We start from the raw sequence: 17,899 nt of genomic DNA, 5'->3' as shown, positions 1-17,899 counted from the left end.
GTGCGGAGCAGCCATACGCCGACGCACGGCTGCCCATCGGTTGTGTAACAACGAGGGCGCACGGGGGAGCGCCGGGGGCAGATTCGGGGAGTGGTCAGGTGAGGGGAAGCCGGTACTGCCCGCCGGGCAGGGGTTCGACCAGGCCGTCGGCGACCAGGCCGTCCAGGGCGCGGGCCCGTTGCACGGGCTCGTCCCACACCGCGTCCAGCGCCGACTGCGACACCGGGGCCACGGAGTCGCGCAGCACCGCGAGGAGCCGGCCGCGGACCTGCCGGTCGGTGCCCGCGTACGTCTGGCCGCGCCGGGCCGGCCCCTGGTGGGCGGGTTTCCCGGCCAGCCGCCAGGCGCACTGCCGGGCGATCGGACAGCGGGTGCAGTCCTCGTTCTTCGCGGTGCAGACCAGGGCGCCGAGCTCCATCGTCGCGGCGGCCCAGCGGGCGGCCCGCTCGTCCTCCTCGGGGAGCAGCTCCCGGGCCAGCCTGCGTTCGGCGGCGGTCGTCGCGTTCGGCGGGTACTGGATGCCGGTGGCGGCCCGGGCGAAGACCCGGCGGACGTTCGTGTCGAGCACGGCGTGCCGCTGTCCGTACGCGAACGAGGCCACCGCGGCGGCGGTGTACTCGCCGATGCCGGGGAGCGCGAGCAGCTGGCCGTGCTCGCTCGGTACATCGCCGCCGTGGCGTTCCGTTATGGCCTGTGCGGCACCGTGCAGCCGGAGCGCCCGGCGGGGGTAGCCGAGCCGGCCCCAGGCGCGGACCGCCTCGCCGGGCGGTTCGGCGGCCAGGTCGGCGGGGCGGGGCCAGCGGGCCAGCCACTGCTCGTACACCGGCAGGACCCGGTTCACGGGGGTCTGCTGGAGCATGAACTCGCTGACCATGACGCCCCAGGCACCCGCTTCGGGGCGGCGCCAGGGCAGATCGCGGGCGTGCTCGTCGAACCAGCTGATCACGGGGGAGTGGAGGGACGTGGGGGGCGTCTGTGTCGAAGTCGTGGCAGTCATCGCCCCTCGATCCTGGCACGGAAGGCCGGACAACGGTTCCGCCCACGGCGGTGTCGCCACTCCTGGGGGCCCTTGGGGTGATAACGCCACCCGTCCGAGACCCGAGGGTCCGGCAACCGGCCCAAGAGGCACCGGGGCGCGCGGCCCGTACGCCGCACCCGCGCCCCGGTGCGCGCGCTCAGCCGTGCCGCCGCCGGGAACGCCGGGTCGTCGCGCCCGGTCCGGAGGCCCAGGCCGCCAGGGGCGCCCCGCTGCTCCGTACCGTTCGGGCGAGGGACTGCACGGGGCGGCGCAGTACGGCGATCACCAGCGCCGAGACCAGGGCGCCCAGCACCAGGCCGACCGCCACGTCGTGCGGGTAGTGCACGCCGACGAAGACCCGGGAGAAGGCCATCAGCAGCGCCATCGGCACGGTCAGCCAGGCCAGCACGGGCCGGACGAGCGCCACCGCGACCGCCGCCGCGCCCGCGATCGCGGAGTGGTTGCTGGGGAAGGACCAGTCGCCGTAGGGCGGGCAGGTCACCAGGGAGGCCGCGGCCCCGGCGACCGCCCGGCACGGCCGCTCCTCGGTCACCGCCGACTTGAGTACTTCGCTGACCACATAGCCGAAGGCCGTCGCCACCGGTGCCAGCACCGCCAGGGCCAGGCCGCGGTCGTCGCGGGTGCGGGCCCGCCACCACCCGGTGACGAACAGGAGGCCGAAGAGGAGGAGCCCGAGCTCCGTCCATATCTCGGCCAGATGCTGCACCCATGACGGCATGTCATGGGCGAAGTCGGTGATGTCCCGGTAGAGCGGGGCGGTAACTGAGCTGTCCATCCGACAGAGGGTAATGAATGGAACCTGAAGTTCATTCAGGAGCCGCCCCTTGTTCAACCGTCCCGGGGCGCAGGGGCGATGTGGGGGCAAATGGGGTGCGGAGCGCGGGCGTCGGGATGATGATCCGTAAAACTTGCTGACCCGAACGGCGGGTGGGGCGGGAGCCGGTGCCGATCTCTCGTAGAGTTTGAGCCGTGGGATCTCTGCGTAATCCGATCGGTCCGCTTCCCTCCACCATCTACTGGCGGCGAAGGGCCGTTGCGCTGTCGCTCGTCGCGCTGATCTCGGTGCTGATCTTCTGGGCCGTGACCTCGGGCGGGAGCAAGGGCGCCAAGAGCGATGCCAAGCCCGCCGGTTCGGGGCCCGCGAGCGAGATCACCCCGGGCCCCGGCGGCTCCGGCCCGGCCATCAGCCAGCAGCCCGGCGGCCGCGACGAGGCGGGCGACTCCGGCGGCGACTCCGGCGCCACGGGCGCGGGCTCCGGCGGCGCGGGCTCCGGTTCCGGTTCCAGCGGCACGGACGCGGGCGGCGGCGCGGCCACCGAGGCCGGTGACGCGGGCGGCTCCGGTTCCGGTACCGGTTCCGGCGGCGCGGCGGGCCAGCGGGTCCCGGCCTCGTCCCCGCTTCCCGACTGCGCCCCCGAGGCGCTCCGGCTGAGCCTGGCCACCGCGAACAGCTACGCCCCCGGCGAGAAGCCGAAGTTCCGACTGACCGTCAGCAACACCTCGGCCGCCACCTGCAAGGCCGACCTCGGGCCGAGGAGCGCGGTGCTCACCGTCACCAGGGCGGGCGGCGACAACGACCGCGTCTGGTCGTCCAAGGACTGCCCGAGCGTCACGGAACCCCTGCTGATCAAGGTCCCGGCGGGCGGTACGGTCCTGCACACCGTGGAGTGGGACCGCCACAAGAGCTCCGCGCGCTGCGCGACGCCCCCGGCGGGTTCGGCCGGGCCGGGCACGTACCTGGTCGAGGCGAAGGTGCCGGGTGTGCCGGTGCAGCGCGCCCCCTTCGTCCTCGCGAAGGACTGAGCCCCGGCACACGCCCCCGGACATGCGGAAGGGGCCCGGGAAACCGGGCCCCTTCCGCATGTACCGGTCCGGCGGCGGCCGTCACACGTACCGTTCGAGGATCGACGACTCGGCCAGCCGGGACAGTCCCTCGCGCACACTGCGCGCCCGCGCCTCGCCGACGCCGTCCACGGTCTGGAGATCGTCCACGCTGGCGGCGAGCAGCTTCTGCAGACCGCCGAAGTGCTCCACCAGCCGGTCGATGATCGCGCCGGGCAGCCGCGGCACCTTGGCCAGCAGCCGGAAACCGCGCGGCGAGACCGCCGAGTCCAGCGTCTCGGGAGAGCCGCTGTAGCCCAGCGCCCGTGCCACGACGGGGAGTTCGAGCAGCTCGGTGTGGGAGAGCGCGTCCAGCTCGGTCAGCGCCTCGGCGACCGTGCGGGAGCGCTTCGCGGTCGGCTCCGGCACGTAGTCGCGCACGACCAGCTCGCGCTCCGGCTCGACGCCGGCGATCAGCTCGTCGAGCTGGAGCGAGAGGAGACGGCCGTCGGTGCCCAGCTCGACCACGTACTCCGCGATCTCGGTGGCGATCCGGCGGACCATCTCCAGCCGCTGGGAGACCGCCGTCACGTCCCGGACCGTCACCAGGTCCTCGATCTCCAGCGCGGAGAGCGTGCCCGCGACCTCGTCGAGCCGGAGCTTGTACCGCTCCAGGGTGGCGAGGGCCTGGTTGGCCCGGGAGAGGATCGCGCCGGACTCCTCCAGGACCCGCCGCTCCCCGTCCACGTACAGGGCGATCAGGCGCATCGACTGGGAGACCGAGACGACCGGGAAGTTGCACTGCTTGGAGACCCGGTCCGCGGTGCGGTGCCGGGTGCCGGTCTCCTCGGTGGGGATGGAGGCGTCCGGCACCAGCTGCACACCGGCGCGCAGGATCTTGGTCATGTCCTTGTCGAGGATCAGCGCGCCGTCCAGCTTGGCCAGCTCGCGCAGCCGGGTCGCGGTGAACTCCACGTCCAGCACGAATCCGCCGGTGCACATCGACTCGACGGTCTTGTCCATGCCCAGCACGATCAGCCCGCCGGTGTTGCCGCGGAGGACGCGCTCCAGACCGTCCCGCAGCGCCATTCCGGGCGCGACGGCGCTCAGCGAGGCGCGCATCAGCGCCTCGTTACCGGTGCCTTGGCCGGACTTTCCGGGCGATGCTGCCCGGTCGTTGGCTGCCACTGCACTCCTCCGGTCACAGGTTCGCGGTGCCCTTACGTCCCTCGTGCCATTCGCACGGACGGGCGAGACCAGGGCAAAGTCTACCGGCGTGCGCCCTCCTCCTGGGGGGCCTGTGCGCGAGACCGGCGCGGGAGGACTCTGAGCGCATCGCCCATGTTGGCGACTTCTGTGACCTTCATACCGGCCGGGATCTTCCCCGGATCGGTCGGCACCAGCGCGTGCGTGAACCCCAGGCGGTGCGCCTCGGCCAGCCTGCGCTGCACCCCCGTCACCCTTCTGACCTCGCCCGCGAGGCCCACCTCGCCGATCGCCACCAGGTTCTTCGGCAGGGGGGTGTCACTGGCCGCGCTGGCCAGCGCCAGTGCCACCGCGAGGTCCGCGGCGGGCTCCGAGAGCTTCACCCCGCCCACCGTCGCGCTGTAGATGTCGCGCTTGCCGAGCGCGCTGATCCGGCCGCGCTGCTCCAGGACCGCGAGCATCATCGAGACCCGGGAGGTCTCCAGGCCCGAGGTGGTGCGTCGGGGCGAGGGGATCTGGGAGTCGACCGTGAGCGCCTGGACCTCGGCGACCAGCGGCCGCTTGCCCTCCAGCGTGACGGTCAGGCAGGTGCCGGGGACCGGCTCGTCGCGCCGGGTGAGGAAGAGGCCGGAGGGGTCGGCGAGGCCGGTGATCCCCTCGTCGTGCAGTTCGAAGCAGCCGACCTCGTCGGTCGCCCCGTACCTGTTCTTGACGCCGCGGACGAGACGGAGGCGGGCATGGCGGTCGCCCTCGAAGGACAGCACCACGTCCACCAGGTGCTCCAGCAGGCGGGGGCCCGCGATCGAGCCCTCCTTGGTGACATGGCCGACCAGCAGCGTGGACATGCCGCGCTCCTTGGAGGCCCGGATCAGGGCCCCGGCCACTTCCCGCACCTGTGCCATGCCGCCCGGCGCCCCCTCGATCTCCGGCGAGGCGACGGTCTGCACCGAGTCGAGGATGAGCAGGGAGGGCTTGACGGCGTCCAGATGGCCGAGGACGGCGGAGAGGTCCGTCTCGGCGGCGAGGTAGAGGTGGTCGTTGATCGCGCGGATGCGGTCGGCGCGCAGCCGGACCTGGCTCGCCGACTCCTCAGCCGTGACGTAGAGCGTGCGGTGCTCGTCGGACGCCGACTTCGCGGCCACGTCCAGCAGTAGCGTCGACTTGCCGACGCCCGGCTCGCCCGCGAGGAGCACGACGGCGCCCGGCACGAGACCGCCGCCGAGCACCCGGTCCAGCTCACCGACGCCGGTCGACCGGGCGGTGGCCTGCCGGCTGTCGACCTGGCCGATGGGGAGGGCGGCGGAGCTGACCCGGCCGGCCGCGGTGGTCCGCACGGCGGGGGCGCCGCCGAACTCCTCGACCGTCCCCCACGCCTGGCATTCGGGGCAGCGGCCGAGCCATTTGGCGGTCGTCCAGCCGCATTCGGAGCAGCGGTAGGACGGCCGGTCCTTCGCGGATTTCGTACGGGCAGCCATGACGCCCACCGTATAGGTGGGGTACGACAACGCCGTCGGCACCGCTGCGGAGCCCCGGAACCGCCGGGCCCCGCAGGGCGTCCGGGGTGCGGACCGCTCGACGGAATCCAGGATTCCTGTCCCCTTTTGAGCGATACGTTCACCCGTAAGGGTTAAAAGTGCTGAAGGTGAGCTAATGGTGTGCCGGGTGCTGCCTACGGTCGCAAGGTGACGAGCAGCGGTCTGGAGCCCCCCACACACACCACCGGCGCACACCGGACGCGGGGCAGTGCGCCCCGCCTTTCGGCGTACACGCCGTCCGCGCTGTCCTCCTCGTCGCGCCGGCCGCCCGTCCGCTACGAACCGCATCTCGACGGCCTGTTCACCTACTGCCTCTCCGTGCTCTGCGACCACGACGCCGCCACCGAGGCGCTCGGCGGTGTGCTGGCGATCGCGGAACGGCAGGGCGGCCGGTGTCCGGCGGGCGAGGAGGAACGTAAATCCTGGCTGTACGCGCTCGCCCGGTGGATGTGCCTGCGCAAGCTCACCGAGCAGAAGCGGGGCCGCCAGGCCCATCGGCGCCGGGCCGGCGCGACCGCCCCGGGGGCGCGCACCGGGCGCCGCACGCCCCTGTCCCGCTCCCCGCTCCCCGCCCCCGCGTCCCCGCCCGCCTCCGGGGCCGCCGCGTCCCCCGAGGCGGAGGACGCCGAGGCGCACCGCCGCGAGCTGGCCCAACTGGCCTGGCCCGAGGCGGCCGGCACCACCCCCGAGCAGCGCGAGGCGCTCGAACTCGCGGTGCGCCACCGCCTCGCCCCGGGCGCCGTCGCCTCCGTCCTCGGCCTCGACCCGGCCGCCGCCCGCGAGCTGCTGGCCGCCGCCGCCTGCGAGGTGGAGCGCACCCGCGCCGCCCTCGCCGTCGTCGAGACGGGCAACTGCCCGGTCGTCGCCCGGCTCACCGGCGACCACCGGGTCCTGCTCTCCGCCGCCCTCCGCCGCGAGCTGGTCCGCCATGTCGACGACTGCCCGCGCTGCCGCCGGGCCGCCGAGCGCGCCGGTGCCAAGGGGCCGTGGCCCGGTTCCACCGTCGCCCCGGCCGCCGCGCTGCCGGTCGTCGCCGCGCCCCGCCGCTCGGCGTACGTCGCGATGGCCCACGCGCAGCGCAGCCGCTCCGGCGGCCCGCGCTTCGACCGGTCGGGCTTCCCGATGGACCCGAAGGACCACGCCGCGCGCCGGGACCGGCTGCGGGCCAGGGTCGTCACGACGACGGTGGTCGCCACGGTCGTCGCCGCCCCGGTGATCGCGCTGTGGACCGCCTACCGGGGCGCGCCGCAGTCCGGGGAGGGCCGGGGCGGCGCGTCGATCGCCGCCACCGAGAGCGAGGGGCACCGCGGCCCCGCCCCCTCGGGCAGCCGTTACGAGAACGCGGGCAACGCCCGCCCCCAGCCCGGCGGTTCCGGGGACGACCGGGCCCCGGACGTCTCGGTGGAGGTGATCGGCTCCGGCCCCGGTCTCACCGTCGAGGCCCGCACCTCCGGCGACGCCACCCGCATCCGGCTGACCGCCTCGGGCGGGGCGCCGGTCGCCTGGTCGGCCCACGCGGACGCCTCCTGGGTGCGGCTGAGCCGCCCCTCGGGCACGCTCGCCACGGGCGGCTCCACCACGCTCCGGGTCCTGGTGGACCACCGGCGGGAACCGGCCGGTCCGTGGAGCGCGCGCATCACGCTCGCCCCGTCCGGCTCGGTGGTGGTGGTCCGGGGGAGCGGGGCGCGGCCGCCCGCCCCCGCCCCTCCGCCGCTCCGGCCCTTGGTGACCGCGGCGCCCGCCCGGCCCGCGCCGGACCCGTCGCCCACGGCCCCGGCGCCCGTCGACCCGACGCCGTCCCCGACGCCCACGACGACCCCGCCGGACCCGGGCCCGGGCCAGGGCGGCCACCCCGCGGAGTCCCCGGGCCCGACCGGCTCCACGGGCCCCGCCGAGCCGCCCCCGTCCGGCTGACGGCTCCGACGGTCCTGGCGGCCGCGGTCGGCCCCGGCGGAACGATCAGGCCGGGTCGGCCGGGTGCGGGGCCATCGGCAGCAGGGCGGAGAGCCGCTCCTCGCACAGCTCGGCCAGCCGCTGGTACGCCTTCTCGCCCATCATCTCGGTGAGCTCGGGCCGGTACGAGACGTACACCGGCTCCCCGGCCCCGTGCGCCGAGGTCGCCGAGGTGCACCACCAGTGCAGGTCGTGGCCGCCGGGGCCCCAGCCCCGGCGGTCGTACTCGCCGATCGACACCTGGAGCACCCGGGTGTTGTCGGGCCGGTCGATCCAGTCGTAGGTGCGCCGGACCGGCAGCTGCCAGCAGACGTCCGGCTTCGTCTCCAGCGGCTCCCGGCCCTCGCGCAGCGCCAGGATGTGCAGCGAGCAGCCGGCGCCCGCCGCGAACCCCGGCCGGTTCTGGAAGATGCACGAGCCCTGCCAGCGGCGGGTCTGGCGCTCCCCGTCGTCGTCGACCTCGACCCAGCCGGTGCCGGTGCCGACGTCGTGGAACTGCCACAGTTCCGGTGTCAGCCGCTCGACGTGCGAGGCCACCCGCCGCTCGTCGTCCTCGTCCGAGAAGTGCGCGCCCAGCGTGCAGCAGCCGTCGTCGGCCCGGCCCGCCTGGATGCCCCGGCAGCCGCTGCCGAAGACGCAGGTCCACCGGGAGGTCAGCCAGGTCAGGTCGCAGCGGAAGACCTGCTCGTCGTCCTCGGGGTCGGGGAACTCGACCCAGGCGCGGGCGAAATCGATCCCCACCTCGTCGTCGGCCCCGTCCCCGGCGGGGGCCGGACCGTTCACTTCCCGCTGCATCGTCTGCTCCGCCTTCTGCTTCTTCGTGTTTTTGCCCGGCTTCGCCTTTTTCGTCTTTGGCACGTGCCCAGCGTACGGCCGACGGAGGGCCGGACGGCGGGCCGGAGCGGGGCGGGAGCACCCCCGGACCACCGGTCGGAGCGGTCTCGGGGCCCCGGTAGCGTTTCGGCCATGAGACTCGGAGTCCTGGACGTGGGTTCGAACACGGTGCACCTCCTGGTGGTGGACGCGCACCCCGGAGCGCGTCCGCTGCCCGCGCATTCCCACAAGGCCGAGCTGCGCCTGGCCGAACTCCTCGACGAGGACGGGGCGATCAGCCCCGAAGGTGTGGACCGGCTGGTCGCCACGGTCGCCGACGCGCTCCAGGCCGCCGAGGACAAGGGGTGCGAGGACGTCCTGCCGTTCGCCACCTCGGCGGTGCGGGAGGCGAGCAACGCCGACCGGGTGCTGGCCCGGGTGCGCGAGGAGACCGGTGTCGACCTCACCGTCCTGAGCGGCCCGGAGGAGGCCCGGCTCACCTTCCTCGCCGCGCGCCGCTGGTTCGGCTGGTCGTCGGGGCGGCTGCTGGTGCTCGACATCGGCGGCGGTTCGCTGGAGGTCGCGTACGGCATGGACGAGGAGCCGGACGTGGCGGTCTCGCTGCCGCTCGGGGCGGGCCGGCTCACCGCCGGGTGGCTGCCGGGCGATCCGCCCGACCCGGCGGACGTGAAGGCGCTCCGCCGCCATGTGCGCGCCACCATCGCCCGCAGCGTCGGGGAGTTCACCCGCCTCGGACGCCCCGACCACGTCGTGGCCACCTCCAAGACCTTCAAGCAGCTCGCCAGGATCGCGGGCGCCGCACGCTCCACCGAGGGCCTGTACGTCCAGCGCAACCTCTCCCGCAAGGCGCTGGAGGAGTGGGTGCCCCGGCTGGCCGCGATGACCTCCGCGCAGCGCGGCGGCCTGCCCGGCGTCTCCGAAGGCCGGGCCGGCCAGCTGCTCGCCGGGGCGCTGGTCGCGGAGGGCGCGATGGACCTGCTCGGCGTCGAGGAGCTGGAGATCTGCCCCTGGGCGCTGCGCGAGGGCGTCATCCTGCGCCGCCTGGACCACCTGCCCGCGGAACGGGCCGCCCTGACCTCACCGGGCTGAGGGCCGGGGGCCTCGGGGACGCCCGGCCCCATGGTCCTGCTCACTTTCCGCCACGGTCCCTCGGCGCGACGTACCGCTGCCCGTACGCTGTCCCAGTGGCAGAACCAGTGGTGCGCGTCCCGGATGCGAAGGTCGCCCTGTCGACGGCTTCGGTCTACCCGGAGTCGACGGCGACGGCCTTCGAGATCGCCGCGCGCCTGGGCTACGACGGCGTCGAGGTCATGGTGTGGACCGACCCCGTCAGCCAGGACATCGAGGCACTGCGCCGGCTCTCGGACTACCACGGGGTGCCGATCCTGGCCGTCCACGCGCCCTGCCTCCTGATCACCCAGCGCGTCTGGTCCACCGACCCGTGGGTGAAGCTCCAGCGGGCCCGGACGGCGGCGGAGCGGCTGGGCGCGTCGACCGTCGTGGTCCACCCGCCGTTCCGCTGGCAGCGCCACTACGCGCGCGACTTCGTCACGGGCATCTGGCGGATGGCCGACGAGACCGATGTGCGGTTCGCCGTCGAGAACATGTACCCCTGGCGCTACCGGGACCGCGAGATGCTCGCGTACGCCCCCGAGTGGGACGTCACGGCCAACGACTACCGCCACTTCACCGTGGACCTCTCGCACACCGCGACGGCCCGCACCGACGGCATGGCGATGGTCGGGCGGATGGGCGACCGGCTCGCCCATGTCCACCTCGCCGACGGCAAGGGCTCCAACAAGGACGAGCACCTGGTGCCCGGCCGGGGCGACCAGCCCTGCGCCGAGCTCCTGGAGCACCTGGCCCGTACCGGCTTCGACGGCCACGTCGTCATCGAGGTCAACACCCGCCGGGCCATGTCCGCCGCGGAACGCGAGGCCGACCTGGCGGAGGCGCTGGCCTTCACCCGCCTCCACCTGGCCTGGTCCCCGACCGGGACCCAGCACCCGTAGCGCGGCCTCCCGGACCGGCGGCGCACCCGGCAGTTTCGTCCCGCATATCGGACACTCTGTCCAGATCTTGGAGCGGGGGGCGTACGCTCGAAGACAGTCCTTAACGTCGAAGGAGCGAGAGACGATGCCCCAGCTGAGGTCCCGCACTGTCACTCACGGCCGCAACATGGCGGGCGCCCGAGCCCTCATGCGGGCCTCGGGCGTAGCGAGCGAGGACATCGGCAAGCCGATCATCGCGGTCGCCAACTCCTTCACCGAGTTCGTCCCCGGCCACACCCACCTGGCGCCGGTCGGCCGGATCGTCTCCGAGGCCATCAAGGCGGCGGGCGCCGTGCCCCGCGAGTTCAACACCATCGCCGTCGACGACGGCATCGCGATGGGCCACGGCGGGATGCTCTACAGCCTCCCCTCCCGCGACCTGATCGCCGACTCCGTCGAGTACATGGTCGAGGCGCACTGCGCGGACGCGCTGATCTGCATCTCCAACTGCGACAAGATCACCCCGGGCATGCTGATGGCCGCGATGCGCCTCAACATCCCGACGGTCTTCGTCTCCGGCGGCCCGATGGAGGCCGGCAAGGCCACCCTGGTCGACGGCACGGTCCGCAAGCTCGACCTGGTCAACGCGATCAGCGACGCCGTGGACGAGAGCATCTCCGACGAGGACATCCTCCGCATCGAGGAGAACGCCTGCCCCACCTGCGGTAGCTGTTCCGGCATGTTCACCGCCAACTCGATGAACTGCCTGACCGAGGCGCTGGGCCTCTCCCTCCCCGGCAACGGCTCCGTCCTCGCCACCCACACCGCCCGCCGGGCGCTGTACGAGGAGGCCGGCCGCACGATCGTCGAGATCACCCGGCGCCACTACGAGCAGGACGACGCCACCGTCCTGCCCCGCGCCATCGGCACCCGTGCCGCCTTCGACAACGCCATGGCACTCGACATCGCCATGGGCGGCTCCACCAACACGATCCTGCACCTGCTGGCCGCCGCCCAGGAGGCCGAGCTGGACTACGACCTGGCCGACATCGACGCCGTCTCGCGCCGCGTCCCCTGCCTGGCGAAGGTCGCCCCCAACGTCGCCCCCGGCGGCACGTACTACATGGAGGACGTGCACCGGGCCGGCGGCATCCCCGCCATCCTCGGCGAACTGCACCGCGCCGGACTCCTCGCCGAGAACGTGCACGCGGTCCACTCCGACTCCCTCGACCAGTGGCTGAAGGACTGGGACGTCCGCGGCGGCTCCCCCTCCCCGGAGGCCGTCGAGCTGTGGCACGCCGCCCCCGGCTGCGTCCGCTCCGCCACCGCCTTCTCCCAGTCCGAGCGCTGGGAGACCCTCGACCTCGACGCCGCCGGCGGCTGCATCCGCGACCTGGCGCACGCCTACTCCAAGGACGGCGGCCTCGCGGTCCTCAAGGGCAACCTCGCGGAGGACGGCTGCGTCGTGAAGACGGCGGGCGTCGACGAGTCGATCTGGACCTTCGAGGGCCCGGCGGTCGTCTGCGAGTCGCAGGAGGCGGCCGTCGACAAGATCCTCCGCAAGGAGATCAAGGAGGGCGACGTCGTCGTCATCCGCTACGAGGGCCCGCGCGGCGGTCCCGGCATGCAGGAGATGCTCTACCCGACCTCCTTCCTCAAGGGCCGCGGCCTCGGCAAGAGCTGCGCCCTGGTGACCGACGGCCGCTTCTCCGGCGGTACGTCGGGCCTGTCCATCGGCCACGCCTCGCCGGAGGCCGCCTCGGGCGGCACGATCGCCCTGGTCGAGGACGGCGACCGGATCAGGATCGACATCCCGGGGCGCTCGATCGAACTGCTGGTCCCCGAGGCCGAGCTGGCCGCCCGGCGGGCCGCGCTGAACGGCACGTACGCCCCGAAGGACCGCGAACGCAAGGTCAGCGTCGCCCTGCGGGCCTACGCCGCGATGGCCACCAGCGCCGACCGGGGCGCGGTGCGTGACGTCTCCAAGCTCGGCTGAACCCCCGCGTATCCGGACCCCGTCCGCCGGTGAACCCTCACCAGCGGGCGGGGTCCGCGCCGTCCACGGCGAACACGGACCCGTCGGGCGCCGTCCCGACGACCGCCCGGCCCACCACCACCGGGGCGGGCAGCCCCGCCGCGTAGCCAAGCCGCCCGTCCCGCAGCCGGGGCCCGGTCTGCCCCAGCAGCTTCCCGCGACCGGTGTCCACGGCCAGCAGCCGCCCGTCCGCCGCCGAGAAGTACAGCCGGTCCCCGGCGGCGAGCACCGGCGCCGAGGTCCGCCCGGCGGCGGTCTCCAACTGCCAGCGCACCGCGTCCCCGGCGTCCGTGGCACCGCCCCCCGCCCGGGTGTCGACGGCCACCAGCGTCCCGCCGCGCCCCAGCAGATAGGCGGTGTCCCCGCCCACCACGACCTCCGGATCGTTCATCCGGAACGGCAGCGCGGTCCGGACGGCCTTCCGCGTCTTCGGGTCGTAGCCGACCAGCCCGACCGTCTGGGTGTCCCCGTTCATCTCGGTCAGCACGAGCGCCCCGTCCGCGCTCCCCACCGGCGTCAGCATCCCGTCCAGCCGCCGCTGCCAGGCCGTGCGGCCCGACGCGGGATCGACGGCCGTGATCAGCGTGCTCGACCCGTACGACGAGTTCTCGAAGGCGTAGGCCAGCCCGGTGCCCGCGTCGTACAGCGCGTAGTCGGGGCGCCGGTGCCCGGCGAGCGCGTGCCGCCACAGCGAGACCCCGGTCGCGGCGTCCAGCGCCTCGGTCGTGCCGTCCCCGGCGACCAGCAGAAGGGTGTCGCCCGCGGCGAAAGGGGTGCCCTCGTACGGGGAGAGGTCCGCGCTCCAGACCGGCCCGCCCTCGGCGGGGTCGTACGCCCGGATCCTCCCGCCCGGCACCGCCGTGTGCACCAGACCGCCGGAGACCGACACCACCCCGGCCGGGGCACCGGCCACCGCATGCCGCGACCACGTGATCCGACCGTGGACGGGGTCCAGCCGGGCCGCCCCGGTCCCGTCCGCCGCGCAGTACAGGGCGGAACCGTCCGGGGCTGCGCAGACCGGCGTCGTCTTCCCGCCCAACGCGATGTCCCACGGCGAGAACTCCTCCGCCACGTCCTCCTCCGCGCCCTCGGCCGGACCCTCCGCCGCCGCCCCGCCGGAGCCGCCGAGCACCGCGCCCGACCCCACAACCCACGCCCCGCCCGCGCCCATCACCAGCAGTACCGCCGTGGCCGCCAGCCACCGCCGCTTGCCGCCGCCCGCCCGGACCCGCCCGCCCGCCGCCCGCACATGCGTGTCGGCGTCCGTGTCCCCGCCACCGGGTTCCGGGGCGGGCACCGAGGTGGCGAGCGGCCGCCGCTGCACCGGTACGAACGCGGCGGCGTCGTACGACGGCGGCCGCAGCGCCGCCATGATCTCGTCGGGGGTGGGCCGCTCGGCCGGGTCCTTCGCCAGGCACCGCCCGATCAGCGGGGCCAGGTCCTCGGGCACCCCCGCCAGATCCGCCTCGTCGTGCACCACCTGGTACGCCACGATGTACGGACTGTCCGAGTCGAAGGGCCCCCGCCCGGTCGCCGCGTGGACGAGCACGGCCCCCAGCGCGAACACGTCGGCGGCGGGCCCGACCTCGCGCGGCCGCTGGAACTGCTCGGGCGCCATGTACGGCGGCGAACCGATCAGCTTGCCGGTCTCGGTGCGCAGATCGCTGTCGTAGGGGCGGGAGATCCCGAAGTCGATGACCTTGGGCCCGGAGTCGGCGAGCAGCACGTTGCTCGGCTTGAGGTCGCGGTGGATGACCCCGGCCCGGTGGATGTCGCGCAGCGCCTCCGCGAGCCCCGCGGTCAGCCGCCGGAGCGCGGCGGGGGCCATCGGCCCGTTCCGCTTCACCTGGTCGGAGAGGGTCGGACCGGGAACGTACAGGGTGGCCATCCAGGGCAGCTCGGCGTCCGGATCGGCGTCGACGACGGGTGCGGTGAAGGCGCCGCTGACCCGCCGGGCCGCCCCGACCTCCTGCCGGAAACGCGCCCTGAACTCCGGGTCCGAGGCGTACTGCTGATGCACCACCTTGACGGCGAGCTGGAGCCCGGAGGCGGAGCGCGCCAGATGCACGACCCCCATGCCCCCCGCGCCCAGACGCGTCTCAAGACGGTACTGGCCCGCATGGTCCGGATGTTCCGCTTCCGGACCGGCACCGGTACCTCGCAGCGGCGGCATCGCCCACCCCCGTGTGTTCGTCCGCAAGCGCGACGCACGGAGCCTAGTCGATGGTGCGTGCGATACGGAGGGGGCTTGTAGCCTGCGCGTCGTACCTGTCGTACGGGCCGGATTCCGGCCGTACGGACCGTCTTGCGAGGGGGAGGCCCTGATGGCCATGGACGAAGAGAACGACGTGACGACCGCGGAAGCCGTGGACGCGGACGGCGCCGCGCCCGGACCCGGGGACACCGACCCCGTGGCGCTCGCCGCGGAGGACGGCGTCACCCGGTACCCGGTCGCCCCCGGCTACCGCGTCAACGTCCGCCGGGGCCCGGGCACCAAGTACGGCATCGTCCGCACGCTCCCCTACGGGGTGAAGGTGGGGATCTACTGCCAGAAGGCGGGCGAGTCGGTCAAGGGCCCCTACGGCACCTCGAACATCTGGGACAACATCGCCAACGGCCAGTTCGTCTCGGACGCCTACGTCCACACCGGCAGCGACGGCTACATCGCGCCCCGCTGCGACTGACCGGCAGGGCTCCCGCCGTACCCGCCCGGGGATAATCGGCTCCGTGAGCGAGAACAGCGAAGCCCCCGGCACCGGAGCCGCGCCCGGCTCCACCACCCCCGGCCCGCACCCCGAGCCCCTGCGTTTCTTCGGTACGACCTGGGTCGACCACAGCGGGGGCTACGGGCTGCGCCGGGTGGGCGCGGCGGTCGGCTCGCTGGCCGCCGCGGTCGCCTCCTGCTTCGTCCTGCGCTTCGCCTTCCAGGGCCTGGAGATCGCCGACGTCGGCAGCTTCGTCGGCATCCTCGTGATGCTGATGTTCGCCGTCTGCAGCGCCGTCGCCTTCCGCAAGACCTGGGAGGGCTTCGGCCGCCGCCCCGCCGACCCGGAGCGCGAGGCGAGCCTGCGCGGCATCAAGACGATCGGTTTCGTCGGCTCGCTGCTCGCGTACTTCTTCCGCACGTTCCGGGAGGCCCCGGGCGAACGGCTGCACCGCGAGGAGTACGAGGCGGCCGTGGCCCGCTACGAGAAGCGCCGCTCCACCCGGACAGGGAACCCGGCGGCCCGCAAGCAGAACCGGTCCGCCAAGCAGGGCGGCACCAACAGGCCCAAGCGCCCCAGGCGCCCGTAGCGCCACGAGCCCGCGCCCTGGCGCGGCGCCTCCATGGCGGCCACGATGACCCCATGGACCCCGCCGACCCCGACATTACTGCCCCGCCGACGCCCCGGGCGCTCTCCTTCGACCGCGCGGCCGCCCAGTACGCCGCCGCCCGCCCCGGATATCCGCCCGCGCTCCTCGACGCGGTGGAGGAGTTGGCCGGCCGCCCCCTGCGCGGCGCCCGCACCGCCGACGTCGGCGCCGGCACCGGCATCGCCACCCGGCTGCTGCACGAGCGCGGCGCCCGGGTCACCGCCGTCGAGCCCGGTTCCGGCATGGCGGCGGAGCTGCACCGCTCGCTGCCCCGCCTGCCCGTGGTGCGCGGCGACGGCAACCACCTCCCCCTCGCCACCGCCTCCACGGACCTGATCACCTACGCCCAGTCCTGGCACTGGACCGACCCGGAGCTGGCCGCCCCCGAAGCGGTACGGGTCCTGCGTCCCGGGGGCGCCCTCGCCCTGTGGTGGAACATCTCGGACCAGTCGGTCCCCTGGGTCGCCGAACAGGACGCCCGCCTCCGCCGCTTCCTCGGCGCCGGGGAGTCCGTCCACGGCCACCCCGGCCGCGCCGTCCGCACCCTGCCGCCCGCGCTCGGCTTCGCGCACCGCCTGCTGCGCTGGACCCGGCGCGTCCCCCTCGACACCCACCTCGCCAACCTCGGCAGCCACTCCGCCCTCCTGGTCATCGGCGACGCACGCACCCGGACCTTCCTCACCGAGGAGCGCGACCACCTCGCGGAGGTCTTCCCGGACGGCACGGTCGAGGAGAGCTACGCCGTCCAGCTGTACGTGGCGACCACCCCGACGACCTGACGAGCCTTGGGGGAGGATGGCGGGCAACGAGCACCGAGAACCGTCAGCACCGCCCGGAGGGTGAACCGCATGGCCCAGACAGTCGCAGTCCTCGGCACCGGAAAGATCGGCGAGGCGCTGCTCAGCGGCATGATCCGGGCGGGCTGGCGCCCGGCGGACCTGCTGGTCACCACCCGCCGTGCCGAGCGCGCCGAGGAGCTCCGCAACCGGTACGGCGTCGACTCCGTGGACAACGCCGAGGCCGCCACCCGCGCCGACATCCTCATCCTCGCGGTGAAGCCCCAGGACATGGGCCGCCTCCTCGACGAGCTCGCCGGGCACCTGACCCCCGACCGCCTGGTCATCAGCGCGGCCGCGGGCATCACCACCGCGTTCATCGAGGAGCGCCTCGCCGCGGAGACCCCGGTCGTCCGCGTCATGCCGAACACCCCGGTCCTGGTCGACGAGGGGATGTCCGTCATCTCGGCGGGCAGCCACGCCACGCCCGAGCACCTCGCCGCCGCGGAGGCGATCTTCGGCGGCGTCGGCAAGACCCTCCGCGTCCCCGAGTCCCAGCAGGACGCGGCGACCGCCCTGTCCGGCTCGGGGCCCGCGTACTTCTACTTCCTGGTCGAGGCGATGACCGACGCGGGCATCCTGCTCGGCCTGCCCCGCGCCCAGGCCCACGAGCTGATCGTCCAGGCCGCGATCGGCGCCGCCGTGATGCTCCGCGACAGCGGCGAACACCCCGTCAAACTGCGCGAAGCCGTCACCAGCCCGGCCGGCACCACCATCAGCGCCATCCGTGAGCTGGAGAACCACGGCGTACGGGCCGCCCTCATCGCCGCCCTCGAAGCCGCCCGCGACCGCAGCCGCGAACTGGCCTCCGGCAACGGCTGAGCCGGCGGTGAGCCAGAGGTTGACACGGCCCGCCCCGATCCGTAGTGTGCTCCGAGTTGTCCGACGTGAGCGCCGACTCCGGTCGGTCCCCGGACAACCAATCCGCAGTAATCACTTCTGACCAGCGACACCTGTCGTCCGGTTTTTCGTGCGCATTTGCGGAATGAGGAATCCGCGTTCGCGAGAACGCCCCCGATTAGCGTCGGAGCCAAGGAATCCGCTAAAGTCTCACTCGTCGGAACGGCCCAAGGGCCGGGAAGACAAACCCCGCTGACTGGGAATCAGGCCCGAAAGGATCTGATAGAGTCGGAACCGCCGGAAAGGGAATCGCGGAAGCGAGGAACTGGAAAGCGGAACCCGCTTCGACCGGGAATCGGGACTCGAAAGAGTCTGATAGAGTCGGAAACGCAAGACCGAAGGGAAAAGCCCGGAGGAAAGCCCGAGAGGGTGAGTACAAAGGAAGCGTCCGTTCC

At 73.8% G+C, this 17,899-nt stretch carries 15 protein-coding genes; 9 read left to right on the top strand and 6 right to left on the bottom strand.

Annotation, left to right across the window (positions count from 1 at the left end; translation table 11 throughout):
• Positions 1 to 94 precede the first annotated feature (94 nt).
• Positions 95 to 997, bottom strand: a complete 903-nt coding sequence (locus ACF08W_RS32240; protein WP_352275493.1) for an A/G-specific adenine glycosylase — start codon at positions 995 to 997, stop codon at positions 95 to 97.
• Between the two features lie 178 nt (positions 998 to 1,175).
• Entirely contained in the window at positions 1,176 to 1,814 is a 639-nt protein-coding gene (locus ACF08W_RS32235; protein WP_352275491.1) for a phosphatase PAP2 family protein, read from the bottom strand.
• Between the two features lie 194 nt (positions 1,815 to 2,008).
• Here ACF08W_RS32235 and ACF08W_RS32230 point away from each other — a divergent pair, with 194 nt between their 5' ends.
• Positions 2,009 to 2,842, top strand: a complete 834-nt coding sequence (locus ACF08W_RS32230) for a hypothetical protein (RefSeq protein ID WP_392281474.1) — start codon at positions 2,009 to 2,011, stop codon at positions 2,840 to 2,842.
• An 81-nt stretch (positions 2,843 to 2,923) separates the two neighbouring features.
• Here the strand turns inward: ACF08W_RS32230 and disA are convergent, their stop codons facing one another.
• Both disA and radA read right to left on the bottom strand, forming a co-directional pair.
• Positions 2,924 to 4,048, bottom strand: a complete 1,125-nt coding sequence (disA, locus tag ACF08W_RS32225) for a DNA integrity scanning diadenylate cyclase DisA (RefSeq protein ID WP_352275488.1) — start codon at positions 4,046 to 4,048, stop codon at positions 2,924 to 2,926.
• 80 nt (positions 4,049 to 4,128) lie between these two features.
• Positions 4,129 to 5,541 carry a DNA repair protein RadA gene (gene radA / locus ACF08W_RS32220; protein ID WP_352275487.1) on the bottom strand — a complete coding sequence of 471 codons (1,413 nt, stop codon included), beginning with the start codon at positions 5,539 to 5,541 and terminating at the stop codon, positions 4,129 to 4,131.
• 207 nt (positions 5,542 to 5,748) lie between these two features.
• Between radA and ACF08W_RS32215 the strand changes: the two genes are divergently transcribed.
• Positions 5,749 to 7,515 (top strand): hypothetical protein, encoded by a 1,767-nt coding sequence (locus ACF08W_RS32215; RefSeq protein WP_392281473.1) that lies wholly within the window; start codon positions 5,749 to 5,751, stop codon positions 7,513 to 7,515.
• Positions 7,516 to 7,560: 45 nt separating this feature from the next.
• On the opposite strand, the gene ACF08W_RS32210 is transcribed toward ACF08W_RS32215, so the two are convergent.
• The gene (locus ACF08W_RS32210) at positions 7,561 to 8,412 is read right to left on the bottom strand and encodes a hypothetical protein (RefSeq protein ID WP_392281472.1); all 852 of its coding nucleotides are present in this window, start codon (positions 8,410 to 8,412) and stop codon (positions 7,561 to 7,563) included.
• Positions 8,413 to 8,520: 108 nt separating this feature from the next.
• Between ACF08W_RS32210 and ACF08W_RS32205 the strand changes: the two genes are divergently transcribed.
• The 3 genes from ACF08W_RS32205 to ilvD all read left to right on the top strand — a co-directional run bounded on the left by ACF08W_RS32205 (position 8,521) and on the right by ilvD (position 12,375).
• Positions 8,521 to 9,477 carry a Ppx/GppA phosphatase family protein gene (locus tag ACF08W_RS32205; RefSeq protein ID WP_352275482.1) on the top strand — a complete coding sequence of 319 codons (957 nt, stop codon included), beginning with the start codon at positions 8,521 to 8,523 and terminating at the stop codon, positions 9,475 to 9,477.
• Between the two features lie 95 nt (positions 9,478 to 9,572).
• Positions 9,573 to 10,400: a sugar phosphate isomerase/epimerase gene (locus ACF08W_RS32200; RefSeq protein ID WP_352275481.1), complete on the top strand. Its 828-nt coding sequence runs from the start codon at positions 9,573 to 9,575 to the stop codon at positions 10,398 to 10,400.
• Positions 10,401 to 10,524: 124 nt separating this feature from the next.
• Positions 10,525 to 12,375, top strand: a complete 1,851-nt coding sequence (gene ilvD, locus ACF08W_RS32195) for a dihydroxy-acid dehydratase (RefSeq protein WP_392281471.1) — start codon at positions 10,525 to 10,527, stop codon at positions 12,373 to 12,375.
• Positions 12,376 to 12,412: 37 nt separating this feature from the next.
• Here ilvD and ACF08W_RS32190 read toward each other — a convergent pair whose 3' ends face one another.
• Positions 12,413 to 14,587 (bottom strand): serine/threonine-protein kinase, encoded by a 2,175-nt coding sequence (locus ACF08W_RS32190; protein WP_392281470.1) that lies wholly within the window; start codon positions 14,585 to 14,587, stop codon positions 12,413 to 12,415.
• A 151-nt stretch (positions 14,588 to 14,738) separates the two neighbouring features.
• Here ACF08W_RS32190 and ACF08W_RS32185 point away from each other — a divergent pair, with 151 nt between their 5' ends.
• The 4 genes from ACF08W_RS32185 to proC all read left to right on the top strand — a co-directional run bounded on the left by ACF08W_RS32185 (position 14,739) and on the right by proC (position 17,426).
• On the top strand, positions 14,739 to 15,098 hold the full coding sequence (locus ACF08W_RS32185) for an SH3 domain-containing protein (protein WP_392281469.1): 360 nt from the start codon (positions 14,739 to 14,741) through the stop codon (positions 15,096 to 15,098).
• Between the two features lie 43 nt (positions 15,099 to 15,141).
• Complete coding sequence (locus ACF08W_RS32180; protein ID WP_392281468.1) at positions 15,142 to 15,708, top strand: hypothetical protein; 567 nt, start codon at positions 15,142 to 15,144, stop codon at positions 15,706 to 15,708.
• A 53-nt stretch (positions 15,709 to 15,761) separates the two neighbouring features.
• Positions 15,762 to 16,547, top strand: a complete 786-nt coding sequence (locus ACF08W_RS32175) for a class I SAM-dependent methyltransferase (protein WP_392281467.1) — start codon at positions 15,762 to 15,764, stop codon at positions 16,545 to 16,547.
• A 69-nt stretch (positions 16,548 to 16,616) separates the two neighbouring features.
• On the top strand, positions 16,617 to 17,426 hold the full coding sequence (gene proC / locus ACF08W_RS32170) for a pyrroline-5-carboxylate reductase (RefSeq protein ID WP_392281466.1): 810 nt from the start codon (positions 16,617 to 16,619) through the stop codon (positions 17,424 to 17,426).
• Positions 17,427 to 17,899: the final 473 nt, after the last annotated feature.

The organism is Streptomyces sp. NPDC015144 (assembly GCF_043079735.1).
Lineage (GTDB): Bacteria > Actinomycetota > Actinomycetes > Streptomycetales > Streptomycetaceae > Streptomyces.
This window is presented reverse-complemented; position numbering and strand designations above follow the sequence as displayed.